Here is a 24,585-nt window from a genome sequence, read left to right on the forward strand (position 1 = left end):
TGCAGTGCCAAAGCAAGCTTTAGTTGTTTTGCATTATGACTTTGTTCCACAGATTTTGATTTTTAATAAAGGAAAAATACTCATCCGGATGCCAGCACTTGGGCAGCAATGGCATATTTTTCCTTTCCTCAAAATTAGACACCAGTTTACTTAATATTTCCAACAACCGATCTTCACTTATGCGCTCCAGCTTCTTGCGCGCTTGTGGGTAATACAGATTGTTTTCCACACTGATAATACAACCTTGTGCCGAGACATTATAAGTAAGGTTTCGCGTTACCATACGGCAAACTGGCTGGCGAATATCATCAGGATACAATCCGGCAACGATAGCGTATTCGTAGCGGTCCATATCTTGTCTGTCTGAATCTTTTGGAATATATGTCACACCAAAGCCCTGCGGAAATACCCCGGTAATACTGATTAACGCATCCACTGCGACCTTGCTGTATACGCCTTTTTCGACACCCTTCTCCAATACCAAAGCCACTTTGGGCAATGTGTCATAGGCAAAATTGCTTTTGGTCGACAATACAACAGACGTGTAAATTTGTGGGATCTTTAACAAGTTGCCAATGCCGTGCTCAGGTTTAATCGCGTTCCTTAACAAAATAAGCAGCATATTTTGCCGCTCCGTTTCTAACTTAATAAAGGTATCGCGCTCTTCTTTTAAATTCCCAGTATATTTATCCAGGCCCAGCCCTTGAGTTACATATTTCAAACTTTCCCGATAACTGATTTGTAGCAAGGCAACACGCTCATCATTGTCCAAAACACGGAACTCATCAGCCTTGCCATCAGCCCCTTTTAAAATTAATTGTGCTTCGGGGTGGCAGCTACCAATATCTTGTAATATTGCGGCCATTAGTAAGGGTATTTGTACATCATCACGGAAAGGATCGTATTGATCTTTATTGAAATTTTTAGCTTTGCTGGCGTTTAGTCTCTGCTGCATGTAGGCATTATTCAGCTCATCATCAAATAACAGCTTATCCAGCAAACGCAGTGATAACACTGCTTTGTACAAATGTTTACTTTTCTGATTATTCGCCGCAATATTTTTACCGCTAGTTGGCGACAGAAGCTGCACTGTACCTAACAATTTAGCACTGAGCAGGTGCGTTTCATCGATAGACTCCCCCTGACACAAGTCAAGAATATCGCGACATACACGTTTTAAAAATGCCATCCTTACATTAGCTTCATCATCGCGCGCCTGCTGAAAACTTTGCAACTCTGCTTGAGCTTGTTTCAGGCTACGGTCTACTAATGCCATGTCACGCTGACTAACTTGTTGCTGACGGTTTTGGTATAACATGACCTGCTGAGCTAACTCAGTTTTCTGCCCTTGCTGCGCTTCCGCTTGTTGAAAATACGCTATAGCGTGCTCAAACACTGAGTCACCCACCGCAGTGACGTCATAAATTCGGTTGATCAGTACTGATACGGCTTTGCTGTAAGTCGATTTTCCAATGCTACCTAGAGTCATTCGGGGCTGTTATCCAAAAAAGTGTAATGCCAGATCAGGTTTATAACTAGTTTACCCAAGCCAATTAGTTTTACCAGTAAATCAGAATGTTAGCACAAGCTTACCCACTGTAGCATTGGTTATCATCAATTGATGCGCCTGCTCAGCGTGCAACCAACTAAATTGTTGCTGCAATATTGGTTGCAGTTTACGCTGGCCTAAAGCCTGTGAAAAAGTATGATTAAAACCTTGTGTCAGATTCGTTTTGTATTTATTACTACGATTACGTAGCGTCGTACAAATCAACTGCGCTCGGCGTTTAAAAAGCGTAGCTAAATCTAACTGCGGTACCTCACGTCCCCCCATCATGGCATAGACCACAATTTTTCCGTCCAGCGCAAGTAGTGGTATCTCGCGGCTGATATAGTCTCCCGCAACCGGATCTAAAATTAAATTAACCCCCTCAGGCCATTGCTGCGCTAAGACCTGTTCAAAAGTACTCTTTTGGTAATTAAGCGTAACGTCAGCACCTAATTCACGGCATGCCTGCAGCTTTTCGTCGCTGCTTGCTGTTACCGCCACGCTGGCTCCCAACGCTTTGGCCAGCTGAATTGCCGCCGTACCAACACCACTGGCGCCAGCATGGATTAGCACCCGTTGGCCAGTTTGCACATTTCCAATAGCACAAAGTAGTTGGTAAGCGGTTAAAAATACCTCTGCAGTAGCACCCGCTTCTGCCATCGAATAACCATTAGGTACCGCCATGGCATGGCCAGCTTGCATCAGGGCATATTCAGCGTAGCCACCACCTGGTACTAAGCCAAATACCGCTTTACCCAGCCAGCTTTTATGCTGCGGGCCTGCTGCTACAACTATACCAGCCGCTTCAAGCCCGAGCACATCACTATCACCTGCTGGCGGCGGATACAGGCCGCAGCGCTGCATTAGATCGGCCCGATTAATACCTGCTGCAGCCACTTTAATTAACAGCTGTTCCGCATTAGGCTGCGGCACTGCGCGTTGCTCTACTTGCAACTGACTGTCTTTACCGGGTTCCTTGACTACTATTGCCTGCATCATGGTCGGAATGGTTGCCACGGTTGGCTCCTTTTAAAATGGTAATGCTTAACAAAGTACGGAAAGACAGAAATTCTGCTTTAGCTTTGTGCAGCGCTTCTCTACAATGCGGCCTTTAGTCTAGCACAGTGTTAAAATGCTCATGAACCAGTCTGATACCAATCAATCTTTGCCTACACTTACGCTGCAGGACAGTCGTGAAAAATCATTAAAACGACTACACCCCTGGGTATTCTCTAAAGCAATTAAGCATGTCAGTGGCAAGCCATCAAACGGCCAGACCGTGTCTATTGTTAGTAGCAAAGGAGAATGGCTATGCTATGCCGCTTATTCAGCAGAGTCGCAAATTCGAGCCCGTGCCTGGAGCTTTGACAAGAATGAGCTAATAGATGCCGCATTTTTCCAGCGTCGCATTGCGCGCGCCTGGCAGCTACGTAGCGAGTTGTTTGATCTTGAACAAACTACAGGTCTACGGGTGGTTGCAGCAGAGTCTGACGGCTTGCCTGGCGTTACAGTAGACAAATACGACAATGTGCTGGTGTGTCAGTTGTTATCTGCAGGTGCTGATAGCTGGCGTAATGAAATCGTCAGTGCATTGACAGCCTTGTTCCCTGAGCACAGTATTTACGAGCGCTCTGATGTAGATGTGCGTAAAAAAGAAGGCTTGAAGCCGGTAACCGGCTGGCTGCATCTGCCGCGCGACAATGGCGAAGTGATTATAAAAGAACATGGTATGCAGTTACTGGTCGATGTAATGCAAGGCCACAAAACTGGCTTTTATCTGGATCAGCGCGCCAGCCGGGCTGCTGCTAAACGTTATGCCAACGCTAAAACCGTTTTGAATTGCTTTAGCTACACCGGAACCTTTGGCGTCGCCGCGCTACAAGGTGGTGCTGAATCGGTAACTAATGCCGACTTATCTGAACTGGCATTGAGTACGGCGTTAAAAAATGCCGAACTTAACCAACTAGATCTATCCAAGATCGAAAACATCAAATTCGACGCATTCAAACTGTTACGCCAATACCGCGAGCAAGGTAAGCAATTTGATATGGTGATACTCGACCCGCCAAAATTTGCCGAAAGCAAAGCACAGTTGATGGGCGCCTGCCGCGGCTACAAAGACATTAATATGGTTGCGATGCAAATTGTAAAACCAGGCGGCTTACTGCTGACGTTTTCCTGCTCTGGCCTGATGGAAGACAGCTTGTTTCAGAAAATTGTCGCCGATGCAGCACTAGATTCTAAACGCGATTGCCTGTTTATTGAAAAACTGAGCCAGGATAGTGACCATCCGGTAGCCAGTTTTTATCCGGAAGGCAGTTATCTGAAAGGTTTGGTATGCAAAATTTACTAAAGGATTAAATTTGGCCCGCACGTTGCCTTAGGGTATGCTAAGGCAACATGCTAACTAACGGAGAAATAACGTGAAAGTATTCGCTTTGGCACTGGCCTTAACCAGCACGCTGGCTTCAGCAGCTAACTGGCAGCTAGATAATAGTCAGTCAAGTTTGCATTTTGTGTCAGTAAAAAATGATGTTGTGGCAGAAACTCATCAGTTTAAGCAGTTATCCGGCAACTGGGACGGCAACAACGTCGTTATCAGCATTGCTATTAACAGCCTCGAAACCAACATTCCCATTCGCAACGAGCGCATTTGGCAATACGTACTACATGCAGAGAAATTCGCGGCGATTAGCGTATCAGCCGCTCTGGCTGAAGCAGAAACCGCAAAACTGGCAACCGGTCAGTCCGTAGTAATGACTATGCCGCTGAACGTGACTATCGGCTCCGAAACATCTGAGCTAAGTGCTGCGGTACGTCTGACGAAACTGAGCAACACCAGTATCGCTGCCAGCAGTGAGACGCCGTTAATGTTAAACACTAACAGCTTTAAACTTACTGCCGGCGTTGCTAAGCTGCAAGAATTGGCTGGCTTAAAACGCATAGACCCCTTACTACCGGTTAGCTTTAGTGTGCAATTTACCCAGCAATAAATGCTATTCAGCACTGTCAGTAATAAAAAAGCAGCCAAGGCTGCTTTTTTTATTACTTTAACCAGTTAATTCAGCTCCATAAACGCCAAACCCAACTGATAAATATCTTCACTTTCCTGGGCACAGCGCATCACTTTAGCGCTGGCATCCAGTGGTGGCACACTGGCATTGGCAGAATCAAGCCTGACGCGGATCAATGTGCCCATCTCCAGCGGCTCGTCAACTTCAACCGACATGCCGGTTGCACTTAAGTCGCGGCAAATACCATCTATTGTACGCCCGGCTTCAGGATCGTTAATCATCAGCTTCACATCTGCGTTAACCATCATTCTGAAATAGTGCCGGTTATCTCCTTTTGTTAACATAACGCCTCCCCCAGCTACATCAGCGCTTAGTTATAGAACGTTCCGCTGTTGCTGTAAAGCCTGCAATAAACTGTCAGGCCGCTTTTAACCGCTTCTACACTTTAATTTCCTGTACCGCATGCAATACCCGTTTAACTGATATCGGATACGGCGTGCCCAGTTGCTGGGCATGTAAGGATACTTTCAGCTCCTGCAGCATCCAATAAATTGCCTGTACGGGCTCGGGTAGCACTTTAGCACCGGCAAATTTACCCAGCAGGTTGTTATAAGCATCAAAGGCTTTTTGATACTCGTGCATCAATAAACGATCGCGCTGCGGATCAACCGGCAACTTTTCCAGCCGCTTTTGCATCGCCTGCAAGTAGCGCAGTATATCATCCAGCCGTGCGGCGCCATGCTCACTGACAAAGCCTTTAAAGATCAGCTCGTTCAGTTGTTGTTTAATATCGCCCTGCGACTGCACATGGGCTAGATCGACTTTACCCTTTAAACGCTTTTGCATGTCATGGCACAGCGTTAAAATTTGTTCTACTTTAAGCGCTATGGCCAGTACCGTGTCGCCAAGCTCTGCTCGAACTTTTTCTTTTAGTGCAACAAATTGCGACTCGTTTTGCGGCAAAGCGTCATTATCAATAAATGCATCCACGCCGGCGGCGATACAGTCATCTATCAGCTCTAACACCCGCCCAAACGGATTAAAATACAGCCCCAGCTTGGCTTTATTCGGCAATGATTCCTGCAGGTATTTAACCGGCGACGGAATATTCAGTAGTAATAGCCGCCGTAAGCCACGCCGGGTACTCTCTAATGCCTGCTGCGGGTTATCCAGTAATTTTATCGCTACCGAGTTACGCTCATCAACCAGAGCCGGAAAGGCTTTAATTTCATAACCGGCTTGCAACTTTACGTATTCGCGCGGCAAGGTGCCAAAGCTCCACAGCGTTAAACTGTCTTGCTCTATACCCTGCTCCGCAACCTCACTTAAGCTTTGCTGCACTTCGCCCTGCAGGCCTTGCTTGAGCAGGCTGAGCGAGCGGCCCTGACGCAACGTTGTGCCTTTATCATCCACTACTTTAAAATTTATTTTTAAATGCAGTGGCAAGCCGGTTAAATCCCAGGCATCTTCAGGAATAGTAACACCAGACATACGCTTTAACCGCTGCGTTATAACATCAAGCAACTTGCCCTCGTCCGGGTTCAGCGTTTGCATTAACGCATCAGCATAATTTGGTGCCGGCACAAAGTTACGCCGGTATTGCTTGGGCAGGGATTTTATCAGCGCCACCAGCAATTCATGACGCAGCGCCGGGATCAACCAATCAAAACCACTGTCGTTCAGTTGATTTAACAGCGCCAGCGGAATAATCACGCTGACACCATCGTCTACCTCGCCGGGCGCAAAATGGTATTCCAACGGCAGGGTTAAATTGCCCTGGCGCCAGCTTTCGGGGAATTTATCAGCGGTAATATCGCTGGCATCGCGATTAAGCAAGCTGTCGGGATCAAAATTCAGAAAGCTCGCATCTTCACTGCGTTTTTTCTTCCACCATTTAGCAAAATCGATGCGGTTGTTAGCCCACTGGGGCACCCGCTCGCTATAAAACGCCGCCAGCGTATCTTCATCCACCAGAATGTCGCGCCGGCGTGACTTTTCTTCCAGCGCAGTAACATCATCAATTAAACGTTGGTTATGCTGCAAAAAGCTGTCGTTAGTGCCCAGTTCCTGATTAACCAGCGCTTCGCGGACAAACAGCGTATGGCACACAGCCGGGTCTATCTTGCTGTAAAGTACAGCGCGTTTAGGCACAATAACCAAGCCGTACAAGCTGACTTGCTCATAAGCGATAACGGCGCCGCGCTTTTTCTCCCAATGCGGTTCGCTGTAGCTGCGGGTAACCAAATGCTCGGCCAGGGGCTCTATCCACTCCGGCTCTATTTTGGCTAGAGTACGGGCATAAAGCTTACTGGTTTCTACCCACTCAGCAGCGGCTACCCATTTGGGTTTGCGTTTAAATAAATGGCTGCCGGGAAACACGTAAAAGCGAGTTTGGCGCGGGCCTAAATAATCCGCTTCTGTGTCTTTAAAACCAACCTGACCCAGCAAACCGCTTAACACCGCCTGATGAATGGCCTGATATCCGGCCGGTTGCGGGTTAAGTGTATAGCTTTGCTCCTGCATTAGCTGGGTAAGCTGACCGGTAAGGTCTTGCCACTCACGTACACGCAGATAATTTAAAAACTCCTGCCGACACAGACGGCGAAATTGGTTGTTACTTAACTGTTCTTGCTGCTCTTGCAAGTACTGCCACAGCTTCAGCCAACTAGCAAAGTCGGAATCCGGATCAGCAAAACGCGCATGGAACTGATCGGCTTTTTGTTGTTTATCTAACGGCCGTTCACGCGGATCCTGAATTGATAACGCTGCAGCAAGTACCAAAAGCTCGTTTAAACCGCCGCTGTCAGCGGCAAACAGCACCATCCGCGCCAAACGCGGATCTATTGGCAACCGGGCTAGTTTATTACCCAAATCTGTTAGTTTAATGCCAGCTTTATCGCGCTTTAGCGGTATAGCGCCGAGTTCTTCCAGCAGTTTAATACCGTCATTAACAAAGCGGCTGTCCGGCTTTTGTAAAAATGGGAAGGCTTCAATATCGCCCAGGCCCAGCGCCAGCATTTGCATGATCACCGAGGCCAAATTAGTGCGCAGTATTTCCGGATCGGTAAACTCAGGCCGGCCGTTAAAATCCTCTTCGCTGTATAGGCGGATACAAATACCAGCAGCAACACGGCCACAACGGCCTTTACGCTGATTGGCACTGGCCTGGCTGATGGCTTCTATTGGCAGTTGCTGCACCTTAGAGCGGTAACTGTAGCGCGATAAGCGTGCTGTGCCGGGGTCGATAACGTAGCGAATACCGGGCACCGTTAGCGAGGTTTCTGCCACGTTAGTGGCCAGCACAATTCGCCGGCCGGTATGGCTTTGGAATATACGGTTTTGCTCAGCCGCACTTAAGCGGGCATACAGCGGTAATACTTCGGTATGCGGTAGTTTAAGCTTTTCCAAGGCATCGGCGGTATCGCGAATTTCACGCTCGCCGTTTAAAAAAATTAAAATATCGCCTGGCGGCTCACAGTACAGCTCGTCTACTGCGTTAAAAATGCCCTGCAGTTGGTCGGCATCTTTATCATCCTGTTCACTTACCGGCCGGTAACGGGTTTCAACCGGAAAGGTGCGGCCAGATACTTCAATCACAGGAGCATTGAAAAAGTGTTTGGAGAAGCGCTGCGGATCGATGGTAGCCGAGGTAATAATCAGCTTTAAATCCGGTCGTTTTGGCAGCAACTGTTTTAAATAACCCAGCAAAAAGTCGATATTCAGGCTGCGCTCGTGCGCCTCATCGATAATTAGCGTGTCGTACTGGTTTAAAAACCGGTCTTGTTGAATTTCTGCCAGTAAAATGCCGTCAGTCATCAGCTTAACAAAGGTATTGTCGCTGGTGTGATCGCCAAAGCGGATTTTATAGCCGACCTGATTACCCACCTGACATTGCAGCTCTTCTGCTATGCGGTCACAAACACTGCGCGCAGCCAAACGCCGCGGCTGGGTATGGCCTATCATGCCAGCGACACCACGGCCAAGCTCAAGACAGATTTTCGGAATTTGCGTGGTTTTACCCGAACCGGTTTCACCGGCAATAATCACCACCTGATTGGCAGCAATAGCGGCTTTAATATCTTCTTTCTTTTCAGACACCGGCAGCTGTGGCGGATAACTGACTTTGGGCAACGCCTGCGCCCGGCCAGCGCGCAATGCTTCTGAGCGGCCAATTTCGGCAGCGATGCGCTGCAATTGCGTGTTTCTAGCCTCATCAGCCAAGTTCCTGCAATTTTGTAAGCGCCGGCGCAAGCGAAACTGGTCTTTTAATAGACAGTGCGCAATACGGGAAATTAGAATGGGTACGGAGATAACAGCTTCAGACAAAACAACGCCCTCGTTAACAGAGGGCGCCATGCTACCAAGAGCAGGAGGTAAAAATCCAGCGCTAACGCTAACCGACTTTACCGTAATGTGAATGAAGCTCTTTATCTATTGCACGCAGGACGTCTGAGCGGGTAATAATACCGAGCAAATAACCATCGTCATCAACCACCGGGTATAGCTTTGGCTTGGCTTTCAACATAATTTGCGCCAGGTCGATAATGCCATCGTAATCTTTTACCGTTAGCACGGCCGTGTTCATCACATCGGCAACTCTGGCAGCCTGCTGATCGTGGTAGGTTGACATTAACATGCGCTGCAAACAGTCTTGCTCAGAAATAAAGCCGATTATTTTTCTATGTTCATCTATAACCGGGCCACCGGTTTGCCGGCCTTTGATTAGCCGGTCAACAGCCATTTCCACCGGCATCTCTGCGGTAAAGGTTACCGGATGCCGATGCATATAATCTGCAACTTTAAGTAAATCCATGCTTCCCCCTGCACTGTAGTACTGAGCATCAGGCTCTTGTTAAGGTTAGCCGACTTTAGCCGCTTTGCAGTATATTCAGCTTTTAGTTGCAAAGATTTCGCTTTGCACTTCACCGCCTTCAGTTTTTAACGCGCGGTACATACCTTCGGTGTTAAACACCCAACTAAGTTGGCCTTTGTTATCAACAACAATAACGCCGCCGTCTCCCCCAACCTGCTTTAGCTCAGCCAGCACCTGTTTGGCGGCAACTGCGGCAGGAATTTTCTGATATTTAACCCGGGCACAAATATCACTGGCAACCTGATAACGGATAAAAAACTCACCATGACCGGTAGCAGACACTGCACAACTACTATTATCGGCAAAATTTCCGGCACCAATCACCGGCGCATCACCAATGCGTCCATAACGCTTGGCGGTCATACCGCCAGTAGAAGTAGCCGCAGCCAGGTTGCCTTTTTTATCTATCGCTACCGCACCAACGGTGCCCATCTTCCAGGCTGGATCGTAAGGCACCGCAGCCTGATGTGGCTGTGGTACTAACGCTTGCTTTGCCCGTTTGAGCGCTTCATAGCGAAATTCGGTATTAAAATAGCTGTTATCTACCAACTCAAGTTGCTGCTCTTTGGCAAACTGCTCGGCGCCCTTTCCAGCTAGCATCACATGTACCGATTTCTCCATTATCGCCCGCGCCAAAAGTATCGGATTCTTTACATTAGTTACCGCTGCGACAGCACCGGCATTGCGACTTTCTCCGTCCATAATTGATGCGTCCAATTCATGGCGTTCATCAAAAGTGTATACCGCACCCTTACCCGCATTAAACAACGGTGAATCCTCCAGTATAGTTACCGCAGCAGTCACCGCATCAACACTACTTCCACCTCGTTCTAATACAGAATAACCTTGGCTCACAGCGTGGGTCAGCATGGCATGGTAAGCCTGCTCTTGCGCCGCAGTCATGGTGTCACGACTGATGGTGCCAGCACCGCCATGGATCACAATTCCAATAGGTGTTTTCGCCAACGCCAAAGTAAAAAACGTATTTAATACAACAGTACAAAGTAAAACGGACATTATTATTGTTTTCATCATCGGTTCCCGTGCTAGCTGATACTTATTTGTACTTGATCTAACACAAATTCACAACCGGCTGTCACATTAGCAATATTCAAGCCCACCCTATCTGTTTATAACCTGTGGTTTCAAACTTACTACACTATAATAAAATATAACCTGCGCAGAGAGAGCGTTGTATGAGCAGATTTAAACGAGTTGTCACTGCAGCAAGCCTGATAGCATTGTGTTCATGCCAATCGTTGTCGCCAGGCCAGCGTGTATCATCAGAGCATTTATTCGTTGACCTGCAATTAGCGGGTGAAACAACGCAACCTGAAACGGCCGAGCAAATCTTCGCATTGCCGCCACAAACCAAAGTGCAACTCAATGAGCTACTGAGCTCAAACCAATCCGTAGAACAGCGAACCAAAGCCGTACTTAAATTAATATTTTCTTATGCTCAAGATGGTTTGTTGTATGACAACGAAGCTACAAAAACAGCCGGCGAGACTATCGCGTCGGGTAAGGCGAATTGTCTGAGTCTATCGATATTAACTTATAGCATGGCAAAAGAGCTGGGAATGGTGCCGGTATTTCAGGATGTGAAAATCCCTGAGTATTGGACCAGTATGCTGCGACAAACTTGGCTAAACGGTCATGTTAATGTTCGTTTAAAACAGAACCGAAATCTTGAAGGCGTAGCCGGATTTGTGTTGTTAGGCAATGACATTGTTGTCGACTTCGACCCTTACAGTCTAAAACAAAAGTTTCCGGAGAAAACTATTAGTCAGCAACGGATAGTGGCAATGTTTCACAACAACAAGGCTGCGGTTGCGTATGCGCAGGGCAACATGGCAAAAGCATACACCTATTATCAAGCTGCCGCTGCAGCAGATCCTGACTTTGCGGTCACTTGGTCAAACCTCGGTGTGTTATACCGTCAGCACGGCTTGCCTGATCTAGCAGAAAAAAGTTATCGACACAGCTTAGCATTAGATCCTTACTCGACTAATGCACTTGCCAATCTGGCATTTCTGTATCGCCAACAGGGCGACATAGAACGTGCCACCCCAATTGAGCAAAAAGTGATGCTAAAACGGCGCAGTAATCCTTACTATCATCTGATGTTAGGCAACGAAGCATTCATTCGCAACGAGCACGAAAACGCAATATCTCATTTTAAAAAAGGCATTTCGTTGGATCAAAATAACCACGAGTCATATTTTGGTTTAGCCAAAAGTTTTTACGCATTAAACGACGACAAGTTGGCAGAATATTATTTAGAAAAAGCACATCATTATGCCCTGTCAAAAGATGATCAACAAAGATATAAAAATAAATTATCTATCCTGAATCAAACAGCAAAAGCTTATTAAATTGGCCCAGCCACTGCGCCTCGCTGCTCTGGCATACCCATACTCAGTACATAAGGCTGCAGGCTTTGCTGCGCTGCCACAAAGTCTTGTTTTGAACTAAGCCCCTGCCAGCCAATCTGAATAAGACTTTGCGCCACCGCACCGCCTAAACCTGCGCCCGGGCCGAGCAAAATGATGCGCTCAGGCGCAAACTCTTTTACCGCAACCTGCAGCGCTTTACTAAAATCGTAAGCCTGACAAACCTGATTTTGCAGCGTATAGCGCTGCAACGCGGCTAAATCACTGCCAAAATTCGGCCAAATCTGGCCACGACCATCAATTAACGGCAACTGCGGCTGGTTAAACCTCGCTGCCGGCCAAAGCGCCAGGGCTTTATCTGACGCTGCCTGCATAAAACCGCTGTGAAATGCAGCATGGCCAGGTAGTAACAGCGGAAAACGTTCATCACACGGCGGTAATGCGGCCATCGCCGCTTTTACTGCCGCTTCACTGCCTGCCAGCACGGCATAACCGCCATACACGATGGACATAAATAGCTCACCTTGGTGCAGCGCTAGTTGCTGTTGTACTAAAGCGTAGCGCTGCGCATCAGTTTGCCAGTTGTCATTAATAACCGGGTAAATAAACTGCGCGCCGGCACCATCTGCGGTTAATTGCGCCATGTCGGTGACCAGTTGCATGCCGTTATCGGGCGCCAGCACACTGGCACAGCCCAGCGCGGTATACCAGCCCATTGAATTGCCGGTTACGGCCACCACCTCAAACTGTTCAGGGTCAATACTGCGATAATCCGCCATGCCGGCGGCAAAAATCAGCGCGGCAGCGTTTTCAGCTTTTAAATGCATGCTGCGGCTAAATACAGACTGTTGATCAAGCTCACTTACGCTAGCTAAACCGACAGCGGAGCGCACCGCATCAAACTGGGTCAGCAACGCTTTGTCAGCGCAGTTGTTGCTGATATAGCCCAGCTCTGCTTTGTTGTATGTGCCGCGGCCCGGACAAACCACTAATGCGGTTTTTTTCATAACATCACCTGTTCAGTGCTCACGCTTAGCATCGTTAACGCTTGTTGTACTATTTGCTGTTTCGACGGCAATACCGCATAAGCAGCGGCGCCCAGCGGAATAAAGCTATCTTCAGCACACAAACGCTGCACACTGAAATGGCTGGGTTTAGCTTCATGCAAAGCAGTAAACAGCTCTTCACTAAGTGAACCTCGCCGACGGCATTCATCGACAATCAGCACTTTTCTGCAGCCTGCTAATGCTTTAATAACAAGTTCAGTGTGCAGTGGTACCAAAGTACGTAAATCCAGCAGCCGAATACGATAGCCTTGCGCGGCCAGCTCTATTTCAGCCTGACGGCTTAAGTAATAACCATTGCCGTAACTGATAATAGCCAGTTCATCACCATCGCCGTATACCGCCGGCGCCCCCAGCTCGGGCAATGGCGTGTCCGGTAACGGGTAATCGTTTAGCCATAAGCCATCGCCGGCAGTGGCCAGATCGCGGGTCATATACAGTGCAATCGGCTCGAGGAAAATGACCAAACGCTTTTGCTGATGGGCCAACTGCACTGCCTGCCGCAGCAACAATGCAGCGTCATAACCATTTGACGGGCAGAACAAAATAACGCCGGGAATATCACGGAATACGGCAAAGGAGTTGTCGTTATGAAAATGGCCACCAAAGCCGCGCTGGTAAGCCAGGCCAGCAATGCGAATAACCATGGCATTGTGGTACTGACCATTAGAGAAAAACGGCAAGGTGGCAGCTTCACCACGAATTTGATCTTCGGCATTGTGCACATAGGCCAGAAACTGAATTTCCGGTATTGAGATAAAACCCTGCTGCGACAGGCCAATCGCCATGCCCAGAATGCTTTGCTCATCCAGCAAGGTGTTAATCACCCGGTTGCTGCCAAAAGCATGCACTAAATGTTGGGTAACTCCGTAAACGCCGCCCTTTTTACCGACATCTTCGCCAAAAACCACGGTGTTGTTGTACTGTGCCAGCACATCGTGCAGCGCCCAGTTCAGTAATTTTGCCAGGTGCTGCTTCTTGCCCATATTATGCTGATCAAAGGCGAACAATTGTTGCCGCGCTTCAGCAGCTGGTATTTTTGGCGCCGGCAAGGCCGCACGCTTCGGCGCGATAGACGCCATAACCTGAGCTGCAGTGGTTAGCTTAGGCTGGTCACTGGCAATAGCTGCTACCCGGGCAACTTGTGCGACCAACGCATTTAACTGTGCCAATAACTGCTCTGCGGTAATGTCGCCGCTGGTAAGCAATGCGGCCGTACTGCTAAGCAAGGGATCCAGCTCCAGCTCAGCTTCAATTTGCGCTTTGGTGCGATACGCCGCTTCGGCATCGGCACCGGCATGGCCAAACAAGCGTACAGTAGATAAATGCAGCACTGCAGGTTTACGTTTGCTACGCACATAATCAGCGGCACGGCGGGCGACATGATAGGTTTGGGCTAAATCGCGGCTGTCAGCGGCAAAATACTTCAGTGCCGGCCGCTCAGCTAAATCCTGCTCTATCCAACCACTGGGGGTCGGGGTAGAGATACCCAGGCCGTTATCTTCACAAACAAACAACACCGGCAACGGCACTTGTTGATACGCTGCCCAACAGGTCGAGTTAATTGCGCCCTGAGCGGTAGAATGGTTGGCTGAGGCGTCGCCAAAGCTGCACAGCACTATCGCATCCTGCGGCCATTGGCCATCAAGGCCAAGTCGTTTGGCTAAATCCACTGCAAAAGCCGCACCCACCGCTTTGGGCAACTGCGAGGCAATAGTGCTGGTTTGCGGCGGTATATTCAGCGCTAAGCTGCCCAGCACCTTATGCCGGCCGCCGGAGATTGGGTCATCACTGCTGGCACAAAACGACAGCAACATATCGTATAACGGTGTGCTGCCGGGCAACTGTTTACTACGTTCGATAAAAAACGCGCCGCTGCGGTAATGCAAAAATGCCGGATCGGTTAGCCGCAGCGCGGCAGCGACAGCCGCGTTACCCTCATGGCCGGCACTGCCGATGGTATAAAAACTCTGACCTTTGGCTTGCAACAAACGCGATTGCAGATCCAGCAAACGGCTGCATAACTGACTGTGCCACAACTGATATAAGGTACTGAATTCAATACTGTGACTACTGCTGTGCGGCGGTAGTTTGCCGCTTTTTAAACGCTCACGGTATTCATTAACCCAGGGATGTACGGCTTCTGACATAAGGCTTACTCCGCTGCAACTGCCGGGCTTAAACGCCGCTAAACGCCTGTAAACCGGTTTGTGCCCGGCCTAAAATCAGCGCATGCACATCGTGCGTACCCTCGTAGGTGTTTACCGCTTCCAGGTTCATCACATGGCGGATAACATGGTACTCGTCAGCAATACCGTTGCCACCATGCATATCGCGGGCAACCCGGGCGATATCCAGCGCTTTGCCACAGGAGTTGCGTTTAATTAACGAAATAGTTTCCGGTGCCAGCAAATTCTGATCCATCAAGCGACCTGCTTGTAAGCAAGACAATAAACCTATGCTGATCTCAGTTTGCATATCCGCCAGTTTTTTCTGGATCAATTGATTGGCCGCCAGTGGCCGGCCAAACTGGTGGCGGTCCAGGGTGTACTGCCGCGCAGCATGCCAGCAAAATTCGGCGGCGCCCAGCGCGCCCCAGGCAATGCCGTAACGGGCTTTATTTAAGCAGCCAAACGGGCCTTTTAAGCCACTGACATTGGGCAGCAACGCATCCTCGCCCACTTCGACGTTATCCATCACAATTTCACCGGTAACAGAGGCACGCAGCGAGAACTTGCCTTCAATTTTCGGTGCTGATAAGCCTTTCATGCCTTTTTCCAGTACAAAACCGCGAATGTCACCGTCTAATTTGGCCCATACCACAAATACATCAGCAATCGGCGAGTTGGTGATCCACATTTTGCTGCCGTTTAACAGGTAACCGCCGGCGGTCTTTTTTGCCGTGGTGCGCATGCCGGCAGGATCTGAACCGGCATCAGGCTCGGTTAAACCAAAACAGCCCACCCACTCGCCAGTTGCCAATTTGGGCAAATACTTCAACCGCTGCGCTTCGCTGCCGTATTCATGAATAGGATGCATCACCAGGGAAGATTGCACGCTCATGGCACTGCGATAACCGCTGTCTACCCGCTCTACTTCGCGCGCAACCAAGCCATAACATACATAGTTAACGGCAGAGCAGCCGTACTTTTCCGGTAAGGTGGCACCAAGCAGGCCTAACTCGCCAAGTTCTGTCATTATTTCACGGTGAAAGTGCTCTTCGCGGTTTGCCATTAACACCCGTGGCAACAGTTTTCCCTGACAATACTGCTGCGCCGTGTCGCGGATCATCCGCTCTTCTTCGGTTAACATGTTGCTAAATGCAAACGGGTCCTGCCAATCAAAATGTGCACGTGCCATAGCAAATTCCTCAATAAAACCAGCGAAATATTTTTAGTTATCGCCAGATTAGCCTGCTTTAATGTACAGTTAAAATATAATAATTCTGTATCAGGTATAGTTTATAACTATGGATATTCGCCAACTAAATTACTTTGTCGCAGTGTACGAGCAAGGCAGTGTCAGCGCGGCGGCGCGCCAGTGCTGTGTGGCACAGCCATCGCTATCATCAGCGCTGCGTCAATTAGAGCAGGAGTTAGGCGTCAGTTTATTCACCCGTCTACCAAAAGGGGTAACGCCAACGGAAGATGGCGACAAACTGTACGGTCATGCCGGGCGCTTGCTCAGCCAGCTGCAGTCACTTAAAGCCTCATTTAGCCAACCGGTGGCTCGGGTAAAATTCCGCCTTGGGTTAATTCGTGCCTTAGGTGTTGAACGCATGAGCCAGTTACTACGCGAGTTCAGTAACAGCCTGCCGGGGCTGGAACTGCATTTAGTTGAACCGGATGAGCTGTGTGATGCCCGTATTATCACGCCGCAGCTGTTAAAAGCCGGCGAAGCTTTTGCTCCAATATGGCATGACAATTACTTGCTGGCGCTGCCACCCGGTTCGCCACTGAGTTTACAAGCGCAAATTGAATTAGAGGAGTTTGAGCAACTGCCATTGATAAAACGCACGCCTTGCGATGCCTGGAACACTTTGTATCCTGAATTAGTGCGCCGAGGCATTAAAGCGGATATCCGCGCAGATATTCAAACTATAGAGTATGCGCTGGGCCTGGTGTCGGCCGGTGTTGGTTGTGCACTGGTGCCCGATTTTGACAATATGCAGCAGCGCAATGACGTTATTCTGCGCCCGGTGAATGAACTTAAATTAGAACGCACTATAGGTTTGGCTTATCCGAAAAATAGTAATACCGGGCCACTCGCTATGTTGCTACAACAATGCCTGCAAGCCAGTAATCGATGATTTTACTCAGGTAAAACCATGTATCCCAGCCGTTGCAGCTGCTAAACTGGCGATATGTTTCTACACACCAGACTTGGATAAGCTATTGTGACAACAGCACAAAGCAGTTTTTACTTTCACGACTATGAAACCTGGGGTGCCGATCCCAAACGTGACCGCCCGGCACAATTTGCCGGTATTCGCACCGACTTAGATCTTAATATTATCGGTGAACCGGATGTATGGTACTGCCAACTGGCGAACGATTACCTGCCGCATCCGCAAGCAGCATTGATCACCGGCTTAACGCCACAGCTGTGCAACAAAAAAGGCCTGAGCGAAACTGACTTTATGCAGCGCATTTTGCAGCAATTCAGCACGCCCAACAGCTGTGTGCTGGGCTATAACAACCTGCGTTTTGACGATGAAGTTACCCGTTACAGCCTGTACCGCAATTTTTATGAGCCTTATGGCCGCGAATGGCAAAACGGTAACAGCCGCTGGGACTTAATTGACATGGTACGCGCCTGCTACGCGCTACGCCCCGAAGGTATCAACTGGCCACTGCGTGAAGATGGCAGCCCGATATTTAAACTGGAAGAGCTCACCAGGGCGAATGGCTTAGCACATGAAAACGCTCACGATGCCTTATCTGATGTCTATGCCACTATCGCCATGGCCAAATTAATTAAAGACAAACAGCCAAAGTTGTTTAGTTATCTGTTTGAGCTACGTAAAAAAGCCAAAGTGGCTGAGCTGATTGACGTTGCAGGTATGACACCGCTGGTGCATGTGTCATCTAAGTTTCCTGCTACGCAGGGCTGCGTTAGCTGGATAGTGCCGCTGGCATTTCACCCGACCAATAAAAACGCAGTGATTTGTTACAACTTACAAGCTGATCCAACGCCACTGCTGGAAGACGATATCGCCACGTTACAGCAAAAGCTGTACACCAAAACCGCTGATCTGGCCGAAGGCGAGCAGCGCCTGGGTTTAAAGCTGATCCATTTAAATAAATGCCCGGTATTGGCCCCGGCAAAAACACTCAGCGAAGAGCGGGCAGCGGAATTTGGCATCGACCGCACACAATGCCTTAAGCACCTCGATTTTTTGCGCCATCACCGTGATACGCAAGCTAAAGCCATAGCGCTGTATCAGCAGTTGAATGAGTTTCCGGCCGAGACCAACCCGGATTATCAACTGTATAATGGCTTTGTCACAGATGGCGATAAGCAAAAAATGCAGCAGCTGCATCAGCTGACGCCAGAGCAACTATCGGTAGACGCGCCAGTATTTAGTGACGATCGCTTAAACAACCTGTTGTTTTTATACCGAGCCCGTAATTACCCCTATAGCCTGACCGACAGCGAACAGCAAAAGTGGCAGCGCTACCGTACCGATAAATTAATGCACGGCCTGGACAACCCCAATTTAACTATGGAAGATTTCAGTTTAGCGTTAGAAAATTTAGCGCATGAACATGCCAGTGATGAGCAAAAAATGAAGATATTAAAATCACTGTACTTGTATGTTCAGAGCTTATAACTCTGCTTTTTTGCTGCACAAAGTGAAGCTTTTTCACATCACTATTGAATTTCGTTAGCAATACGTGAATACTTAGCAGCATCTTGTCGGAGTGCCCAGCTGTTTACAGCGGGCTGAGACCGTGAAAACGGGATCCGTTGAACCTGATCAGGCTAATACCTGCGAAGGGAAACAAGGGGAAATACAGTACATAACACGGCACAAAACCGCCTTGTGGTTTAATTGCCGGTTATCACCTGCCCCCACTCCGGACAAGCAACCTCAACTTGTTAACCGGAGCTTGCTATGTCTGAACCAACTTTATCTAAACGCGATTTACGTGCCCATGCCAGAGCTTATATTCAGGCGCTGCAAGGCGAAACTTTTCCCGGTTCCAGCCGTCGTTATCTGCACTGTGAACACAGCGGCGTTAAAGTGCCGGTGCGGGATATCCATTTAACCGCTAGCCGCTTAAGCGATGGCAGCAGCCAAGCCAATCCGTCTTTACCGGTGTACGACACCTCTGGCCCTTACGGCGACCCGGCGCAAAGCTTAGATGTGTTAAAAGGTCTACCCAAATTACGTTTGAACTGGATTAATGCGCGGGGTGATACGGCGCCTTCACCCTTGCCAGCTTTTGCCGATATCGCGCTGGATGAACAAATCACCGAGTTTGAGCATCAGCCGCTACGCGCTAGAACCGGTAAAACGGTCACCCAACTGCACTATGCCCGCGCCGGTATTATCACGCCGGAAATGCATTTTATCGCGCTGAGGGAGAATATGGCTGCCACTGATGACGGCGTGAGAAACCACCAGGGCGAAAGCTTTGGTGCTGCCATACCCAAGCAAATAACGGCAGAATTCGTACGACAAGAAGTTGCAGCAGGCCGTGCCATTATTCCGGCCAATATTAATCACCCGGAAGCAGAACCGATGATTATTGGCCGCAACTTTAAAGTAAAAGTAAATGCCAATATCGGCAACTCGTCAGTAAGTTCCAGCATTGAAGAAGAAGTAGAAAAGCTGGTTTGGTCCACGCGCTGGGGCGCTGATACGGTAATGGATTTATCCACCGGTCGGCGTATTCACCAAACCCGTGACTGGATCTTGCGCAACAGCCCGGTGCCGATTGGCACAGTACCGATTTATCAGGCACTGGAGAAAGTAAACGGTGATGTTAGCCGGCTGAACTGGCAGATATTTTACGACACCCTGGTAGAGCAAGCCGAGCAAGGCGTAGATTACTTTACGATCCATGCCGGGGTACTAAAAGATTATGTCGTACTAACCGCAAATCGCGTTACTGGTATCGTTTCGCGTGGCGGCGCTATTATGGCGCAGTGGACCAGGCTATATAACCAGGAGAGCTTTTTATATCAGCACTTTGAGCAAATTTGCCAGCTTTGTGCGGCCTACGATATTTCACTGTCCTTAGGTGATGGCTTGCGCCCGGGCAGCATTGCCGATGCCAACGATGAAGCGCAGTTTGCCGAGCTGCGTACCTTAGGCGAGCTAACCCAAATAGCCTGGCGCTATGATGTGCAGGTCATGATCGAAGGGCCGGGTCATGTGCCGATGCAGCTTATTCAAGAGAATATGACTGAGCAGCTAAAGCATTGCCATGAAGCACCGTTTTACACTTTGGGCCCGCTGACAACCGATATTGCACCGGGTTATGACCATATTACCTCAGGTATTGGTGCAGCGATGATTGGCTGGTTTGGCTGCGCCATGCTGTGTTATGTCACGCCGAAAGAGCATTTAGGCCTGCCAAATAAAGAAGATGTAAAACAAGGCCTTATTGCCTACAAAATTGCTGCACATGCCGCTGACTTGGCTAAAGGCCACCCGGCAGCACAGCAAAGAGATAACGCCCTGTCTAAAGCCCGTTACGAGTTTCGCTGGCAGGATCAGTACAACCTGGCGCTGGACCCGTTTACCGCCAAAGCCTATCACGATGAAACCCTAAGCCACGAAGGTGCCGACATCGAGCAATTCTGTTCAATGTGCGGGCCTAAATTTTGCTCGATGCGACTTAATCAGCAAATTCAGCAACAAGAGGCGGCAGCTGATGCATAAACCGGACGCAGCAACTAAGCCGATAGTCTGGACTATTGCCAGCTCCGACAGTGGTGGTGGCGCCGGCATTCAGGCCGACTTGCATACCTTTGCGGCACTGGATTGTCACGGCTGCAGCGTGATTGCGGCCGTAACAGCGCAAAACAGTACTGAGGTAGTGGGCTATGAAGCCGTTAGCCAGGCTTTGTTTGTTACCCAGCTGAACTGCTTGTTGCACGATATGCCGCCACAAGTGATTAAAATCGGCCTGATCCCCGATACCGGGCTGCTTGAGCAACTAGCCAGCTGGCTGGCTCAGCATAAAACTCAGTATCAATTTATTGTTATCGCCGATCCGGTGTTAAGTAGCAGCACTGGCTATAACTTCGTCCGGCAAAGCACTTTAAGTACCTGGCGACACAAGCTATTACCGCTGCTGGACCTTATCACTCCTAACCTGCCCGAGTTGGCCCTGCTGAGCCAGTTGCCGCAGGCTGAGGTTGAGTTGCAAGCTGGGCAATTATTGCAGTGGGGCGCAAAAGCCGTACTTATAAAAGGCGGGCACAGTAACAGCATAGCCGATATCACTGATCATTTTATCAGCTCAAACAGTAGCTTTCAGCTTACACAGCCCAGGCTCAGCACAGTGCATAACCACGGCACCGGCTGCGTCTTATCCAGCGCAATAGCTGCAGCCTGCGCTCATGACTATGAGCTGGCAGACAGCATTATTATTGGCCGCGCTTATCTGCAACAAGCACTGTGCCATAGCTACGCCACAGGTAAAGGCGCCGGTAGCTTGCAACATCACGCCTGGCCAACAGAGCCGCGCTATTTTTCCATACTAAAACAACCGCAAGATACTGACTACGATACGCTGAGCTTTGCTGCTATCGCCGCCCCTATCGGCTTTTATCCGGTGGTGGACAATGTGCAATGGCTAAAACGTTTGCTGCCGCTTGAACCGGATGTTATCCAACTACGCATAAAACATGGCACTGCCGGGGAAGTTGAACAGCAGATAGCCGAAGCGGTGGAGCTGAGCCGTGATTACCAACTACGGCTATTTATCAACGATCACTGGCAGCTGGCGATTAAGTACGCTGCCTACGGTGTGCATCTGGGGCAGGAAGACTTAACCACGGCAGATTTATCTGCTATAGCAGCGGCCGGTGTACGTCTTGGCATCTCAACCCACAGTTACGTTGAACTGCTGCGGGCGCGTCAGTTACTGCCGTCTTATATCGCTTTAGGGCATATTTTTACCACACAGACCAAACAAATGCCGTCACGGCCACAAGGCTTAATCAGGCTTAAGCGCTACGCGGCGCTCTGCAGCGATATCCCAACGGTCGCCATCGGCGGCATTACCACAGAGCGGCTGGATGCAGTACTGCAATGCGGTGTATCCGGCGTAGCCGTGGTGTCTGCCGTTACGGCGCAGGCTGAGCCCGAACAGGCATTTTCGCACTTTAAACACCGTGTGGAGCAATATTATGCACATCATGCTTAACGACACCCTACTACAACTTACTGCTGTCAGCACCTTAGCGCAACTGTTGCAGCAACAACAGCTTAACACCGAAGGTCTGGCAATAGCGGTGAATAACAACGTTATCGCTAAGCGCATTTGGCAAGAGTATCAACTGCAAAACCTTGATCAGATACAACTATTTCAAATAGTTACCGGAGGCTGAGCATGCTGACTATCGCAGATAAAACCTTTCACAGCCGCCTGCTACTGGGGAGCGGAAAATTTGCCAGCCCACAGCTGATGCAACAAACTATACAGGCCAGTGGCAGCCAGTTGGTTACACTTGCCATAAAGCGACTGGAGTTAAATAAACCGCAAGATGATTTACTGACACCGCTGCGGGCGCTGAAAATTCAGCTACTGCCCAATACGTCCGGTGCTAAAACAGCCAAAGAGGCCATTTTTGCTGCAGAACTGTCGAGAGACGCATTGCAAACCAACTGGCTGAAACTGGAAATTCACCCCGATCCGCGCTATTTAATGCCAGATCCGATAGAAACCCTGGCGGCTGCCGAACAGCTGGTTAAACTGGGCTTTGTGGTACTGCCGTATTGCAGTGCTGATCCGGTGTTATGTAAACGGCTAGAGCAAGTCGGCTGCGCAGCTGTCATGCCGCTGGCCGCCGCTATAGGTTCGAACCAGGGCCTGCAAACACGCGCTATGCTGGAGATTATTATCGAGCAGGCAACTGTGCCGGTTATTATTGACGCCGGCCTTGGCGCGCCGTCACACGCAACGGCCGCTATGGAACTTGGCGCAGCGGCGGTGCTGGTTAATACAGCCATTGCCGCAAGCTCTGATCCAGTCGCTATGGCCAGTGCCTTTACACAAGCGATAAGCGCCGGGCGCATAGCTTATAAAGCCGGTTTAGCTGCTACACAGCCGCATGCTTTGGCTTCAAGCCCGCTCACTGATTTTCTGGCGGCATTATGAGCTTTACCCAGCACTGGCAACAGCAAAACTGGCAGGACTTACAACTGCAAAGCCGCAATTTCAACTTTATTGATGTGCAAGTTGCGCTGCAAAAAACGCAGCCAGGCATTGCAGACTTACAAGCTTTACTGTCACCGGCAGCGTTACCGATGCTACCTGAGTTGGCAGCTAAAGCACAGCAGCTTACCCGGCGACGGTTTGGTCATACAGTGCAATTGTATGCGCCGCTGTATTTATCCAATCTGTGCGCCAATGAATGCACTTACTGCGGATTTTCACTGAGCCAAAAAGTAAAACGCCGCACCCTAAACCTTGCTGAAATAGAGCAGGAATGCCTCGCTATTAAAGCTCTGGGGATAGATCAGGTGCTGATTGTAACCGGTGAGCACGAGCGTAAAGTTGGTATAGATTACTTTAGTAATGTGCTGCCATTAGTTCGCAATTACTTCAGCAATGTGCAATTAGAAGTACAGCCGCTAAGCCGTGCAGATTATCACAAGCTGAAGGCGCTCGGAGTGGATGCAGTAATGCTGTATCAGGAAACCTATAGCGCTTCTGCATACCTGCAATATCACCTAAAAGGCAAGAAAAGTGATATCCACTGGCGACTGGATGCACCTGACAGAGTGGGTCAAGCCGATATTGATAAAATTGGTATTGGCATACTGCTGGGATTGACCGACTGGCGTACCGACGCCATCTTGTTGGCACAACATCTGCGTTGCTTACAACAACGTTACTGGCGGTGCCGTTTTAGTTTATCTGTGCCGCGCATAAGGCCATGCAGTGGCGGCGGCACGATAGCAAACCCTATCAGCGACAAAGAACTTATCCAGCTAATTTGCGCTTTTCGCTTGTTTGCTCCAGAGCTGGAAATCAGCTTATCAACTCGTGAATCAGCAATATTTCGCCAGCACGTGGTGCCCCTGGCTATTACCAGTGTCAGCGCCGGCTCAAAAACCCAACCCGGCGGTTACAGTGTAGAACCAGAAAATCTCGAGCAATTCAGTATCGACGACAATCGCTCACCACAAGAGGTAGCAAAGGCCTTTATACAACAAGGCCTGCAGCCAGTATGGAAAGATTGGGACAGTTTCTTAGGCCGTTAAACGCAAAAAAGCCCGACTCTTACGAGACGGGCTTGTTTGCTTAATGAGGAGCCTGCGGGGCTGGCCTTCCAGCGGTGAACTACATTGCTCGGCGCATCGTGCGCCTCATCCCTACGGGACCAGCCTGCGGCTGTCCAAAAATGTTCCAGACATTTTTGTCGCATAGCTTTCGCTCGCTCGGGCGGGTAACAATCAGGCAATACAAATAAAAAAACCCTTCGTTTTCACGAAGGGTTTGTTTGA

The 24,585-nt window shown here is 49.3% G+C and carries 18 protein-coding genes, 1 pseudogene and 1 riboswitch; of the genes and pseudogenes, 10 read left to right on the top strand and 9 right to left on the bottom strand.

Features of this window, described 5'->3' with window-relative positions; all coding sequences use genetic code 11:
• Positions 1–19: 19 nt before the first annotated feature.
• Both I4W93_RS19280 and I4W93_RS19285 read right to left on the bottom strand, forming a co-directional pair.
• On the bottom strand, positions 20–1,489 hold the full coding sequence (locus tag I4W93_RS19280) for a hypothetical protein (RefSeq protein ID WP_205313457.1): 1,470 nt from the start codon (positions 1,487–1,489) through the stop codon (positions 20–22).
• An 81-nt stretch (positions 1,490–1,570) separates the two neighbouring features.
• A complete protein-coding gene (locus I4W93_RS19285; protein ID WP_205313456.1) occupies positions 1,571–2,566 on the bottom strand; it encodes an NAD(P)H-quinone oxidoreductase in 996 nt (331 codons plus the stop codon).
• Positions 2,567–2,687: 121 nt separating this feature from the next.
• On the opposite strand from I4W93_RS19285, the gene I4W93_RS19290 reads away from it, so the two are divergent.
• The gene (locus tag I4W93_RS19290; RefSeq protein ID WP_205313455.1) at positions 2,688–3,902 is read left to right on the top strand and encodes a class I SAM-dependent rRNA methyltransferase; all 1,215 of its coding nucleotides are present in this window, start codon (positions 2,688–2,690) and stop codon (positions 3,900–3,902) included.
• A 70-nt stretch (positions 3,903–3,972) separates the two neighbouring features.
• Entirely contained in the window at positions 3,973–4,542 is a 570-nt protein-coding gene (locus tag I4W93_RS19295; RefSeq protein WP_205313454.1) for a YceI family protein, read from the top strand.
• 65 nt (positions 4,543–4,607) lie between these two features.
• Here I4W93_RS19295 and I4W93_RS19300 read toward each other — a convergent pair whose 3' ends face one another.
• The 4 genes from I4W93_RS19300 to I4W93_RS19315 all read right to left on the bottom strand — a co-directional run bounded on the left by I4W93_RS19300 (position 4,608) and on the right by I4W93_RS19315 (position 10,468).
• Positions 4,608–4,907: a PilZ domain-containing protein gene (locus I4W93_RS19300; protein ID WP_205313453.1), complete on the bottom strand. Its 300-nt coding sequence runs from the start codon at positions 4,905–4,907 to the stop codon at positions 4,608–4,610.
• A gap of 94 nt (positions 4,908–5,001) precedes the next feature.
• Complete coding sequence (gene hrpA / locus I4W93_RS19305) at positions 5,002–8,919, bottom strand: ATP-dependent RNA helicase HrpA (protein ID WP_205313452.1); 3,918 nt, start codon at positions 8,917–8,919, stop codon at positions 5,002–5,004.
• Between the two features lie 37 nt (positions 8,920–8,956).
• On the bottom strand, positions 8,957–9,376 hold the full coding sequence (locus tag I4W93_RS19310; RefSeq protein WP_205313451.1) for a CBS domain-containing protein: 420 nt from the start codon (positions 9,374–9,376) through the stop codon (positions 8,957–8,959).
• A gap of 75 nt (positions 9,377–9,451) precedes the next feature.
• Positions 9,452–10,468 carry an isoaspartyl peptidase/L-asparaginase family protein gene (locus I4W93_RS19315; RefSeq protein WP_224673578.1) on the bottom strand — a complete coding sequence of 339 codons (1,017 nt, stop codon included), beginning with the start codon at positions 10,466–10,468 and terminating at the stop codon, positions 9,452–9,454.
• Positions 10,469–10,632: 164 nt separating this feature from the next.
• Between I4W93_RS19315 and I4W93_RS19320 the strand changes: the two genes are divergently transcribed.
• On the top strand, positions 10,633–11,811 hold the full coding sequence (locus I4W93_RS19320; RefSeq protein ID WP_205313450.1) for a tetratricopeptide repeat protein: 1,179 nt from the start codon (positions 10,633–10,635) through the stop codon (positions 11,809–11,811).
• Here the strand turns inward: I4W93_RS19320 and I4W93_RS19325 are convergent.
• The 3 genes from I4W93_RS19325 to I4W93_RS19335 are packed head-to-tail and all read right to left on the bottom strand — an operon-like array spanning position 11,808 to position 16,253.
• Positions 11,808–12,836, bottom strand: coding sequence for an ACP S-malonyltransferase (locus I4W93_RS19325; protein WP_205313449.1), 1,029 nt, complete (start codon positions 12,834–12,836; stop codon positions 11,808–11,810). The genes I4W93_RS19320 and I4W93_RS19325 overlap by 4 nt on opposite strands.
• Positions 12,833–15,043 carry a dehydrogenase E1 component subunit alpha/beta gene (locus I4W93_RS19330; RefSeq protein WP_205313448.1) on the bottom strand — a complete coding sequence of 737 codons (2,211 nt, stop codon included), beginning with the start codon at positions 15,041–15,043 and terminating at the stop codon, positions 12,833–12,835. The genes I4W93_RS19325 and I4W93_RS19330 overlap by 4 nt, the downstream gene beginning before the upstream one ends.
• Before the next feature lie 28 nt (positions 15,044–15,071).
• Positions 15,072–16,253 (bottom strand): acyl-CoA dehydrogenase, encoded by a 1,182-nt coding sequence (locus I4W93_RS19335; RefSeq protein WP_205313447.1) that lies wholly within the window; start codon positions 16,251–16,253, stop codon positions 15,072–15,074.
• A 109-nt stretch (positions 16,254–16,362) separates the two neighbouring features.
• Here I4W93_RS19335 and I4W93_RS19340 point away from each other — a divergent pair, with 109 nt between their 5' ends.
• The 7 genes and pseudogenes from I4W93_RS19340 to thiH all read left to right on the top strand — a co-directional run bounded on the left by I4W93_RS19340 (position 16,363) and on the right by thiH (position 24,342).
• Complete coding sequence (locus I4W93_RS19340) at positions 16,363–17,202, top strand: LysR family transcriptional regulator (protein WP_205313446.1); 840 nt, start codon at positions 16,363–16,365, stop codon at positions 17,200–17,202.
• 87 nt (positions 17,203–17,289) lie between these two features.
• Positions 17,290–18,726: an exodeoxyribonuclease I gene (sbcB, locus tag I4W93_RS19345; RefSeq protein ID WP_205313445.1), complete on the top strand. Its 1,437-nt coding sequence runs from the start codon at positions 17,290–17,292 to the stop codon at positions 18,724–18,726.
• A 77-nt stretch (positions 18,727–18,803) separates the two neighbouring features.
• Positions 18,804–18,914: riboswitch (TPP riboswitch) on the top strand.
• 97 nt (positions 18,915–19,011) lie between these two features.
• Positions 19,012–20,763: pseudogene (thiC, locus tag I4W93_RS19350) on the top strand (phosphomethylpyrimidine synthase ThiC); the annotation flags it as partial.
• Between the two features lie 16 nt (positions 20,764–20,779).
• Positions 20,780–22,279, top strand: coding sequence for a thiamine phosphate synthase (gene thiE, locus I4W93_RS19355; RefSeq protein ID WP_205313443.1), 1,500 nt, complete (start codon positions 20,780–20,782; stop codon positions 22,277–22,279).
• The gene (gene thiS, locus I4W93_RS19360) at positions 22,263–22,463 is read left to right on the top strand and encodes a sulfur carrier protein ThiS (RefSeq protein ID WP_205313442.1); all 201 of its coding nucleotides are present in this window, start codon (positions 22,263–22,265) and stop codon (positions 22,461–22,463) included. Before thiE ends, thiS begins: the two co-directional genes overlap by 17 nt.
• Before the next feature lie 2 nt (positions 22,464–22,465).
• A complete protein-coding gene (locus I4W93_RS19365) occupies positions 22,466–23,233 on the top strand; it encodes a thiazole synthase (protein ID WP_205313441.1) in 768 nt (255 codons plus the stop codon).
• Positions 23,230–24,342, top strand: a complete 1,113-nt coding sequence (gene thiH, locus I4W93_RS19370; RefSeq protein WP_205313440.1) for a 2-iminoacetate synthase ThiH — start codon at positions 23,230–23,232, stop codon at positions 24,340–24,342. Before I4W93_RS19365 ends, thiH begins: the two co-directional genes overlap by 4 nt.
• The last annotated feature ends 243 nt before the right edge of the window (positions 24,343–24,585 follow it).

It is taken from the genome of Rheinheimera maricola (assembly GCF_016918075.2).
GTDB classification, from domain to species: domain Bacteria; phylum Pseudomonadota; class Gammaproteobacteria; order Enterobacterales; family Alteromonadaceae; genus Alishewanella; species Alishewanella maricola_A.

Bases quoted from the DNA above. Each gene is read 5' to 3' on its own strand.
- I4W93_RS19280 (WP_205313457.1), bottom strand. From the start codon at position 1,489: ATGACTCTAGGTAGCATTGGAAAATCGACTTACAGCAAAGCCGTATCA.
- I4W93_RS19290 (WP_205313455.1), top strand. From the start codon at position 2,688: ATGAACCAGTCTGATACCAATCAATCTTTGCCTACACTTACGCTGCAG.
- I4W93_RS19300 (WP_205313453.1), bottom strand. From the start codon at position 4,907: ATGTTAACAAAAGGAGATAACCGGCACTATTTCAGAATGATGGTTAAC.
- hrpA (WP_205313452.1), bottom strand. From the start codon at position 8,919: ATGGCGCCCTCTGTTAACGAGGGCGTTGTTTTGTCTGAAGCTGTTATC.
- I4W93_RS19310 (WP_205313451.1), bottom strand. From the start codon at position 9,376: ATGGATTTACTTAAAGTTGCAGATTATATGCATCGGCATCCGGTAACC.
- I4W93_RS19315 (WP_224673578.1), bottom strand. From the start codon at position 10,468: ATGAAAACAATAATAATGTCCGTTTTACTTTGTACTGTTGTATTAAAT.
- I4W93_RS19320 (WP_205313450.1), top strand. From the start codon at position 10,633: ATGAGCAGATTTAAACGAGTTGTCACTGCAGCAAGCCTGATAGCATTG.
- I4W93_RS19325 (WP_205313449.1), bottom strand. From the start codon at position 12,836: ATGAAAAAAACCGCATTAGTGGTTTGTCCGGGCCGCGGCACATACAAC.
- I4W93_RS19330 (WP_205313448.1), bottom strand. From the start codon at position 15,043: ATGTCAGAAGCCGTACATCCCTGGGTTAATGAATACCGTGAGCGTTTA.
- I4W93_RS19335 (WP_205313447.1), bottom strand. From the start codon at position 16,253: ATGGCACGTGCACATTTTGATTGGCAGGACCCGTTTGCATTTAGCAAC.
- I4W93_RS19340 (WP_205313446.1), top strand. From the start codon at position 16,363: ATGGATATTCGCCAACTAAATTACTTTGTCGCAGTGTACGAGCAAGGC.
- thiE (WP_205313443.1), top strand. From the start codon at position 20,780: ATGCATAAACCGGACGCAGCAACTAAGCCGATAGTCTGGACTATTGCC.
- thiS (WP_205313442.1), top strand. From the start codon at position 22,263: ATGCACATCATGCTTAACGACACCCTACTACAACTTACTGCTGTCAGC.
- I4W93_RS19365 (WP_205313441.1), top strand. From the start codon at position 22,466: ATGCTGACTATCGCAGATAAAACCTTTCACAGCCGCCTGCTACTGGGG.
- thiH (WP_205313440.1), top strand. From the start codon at position 23,230: ATGAGCTTTACCCAGCACTGGCAACAGCAAAACTGGCAGGACTTACAA.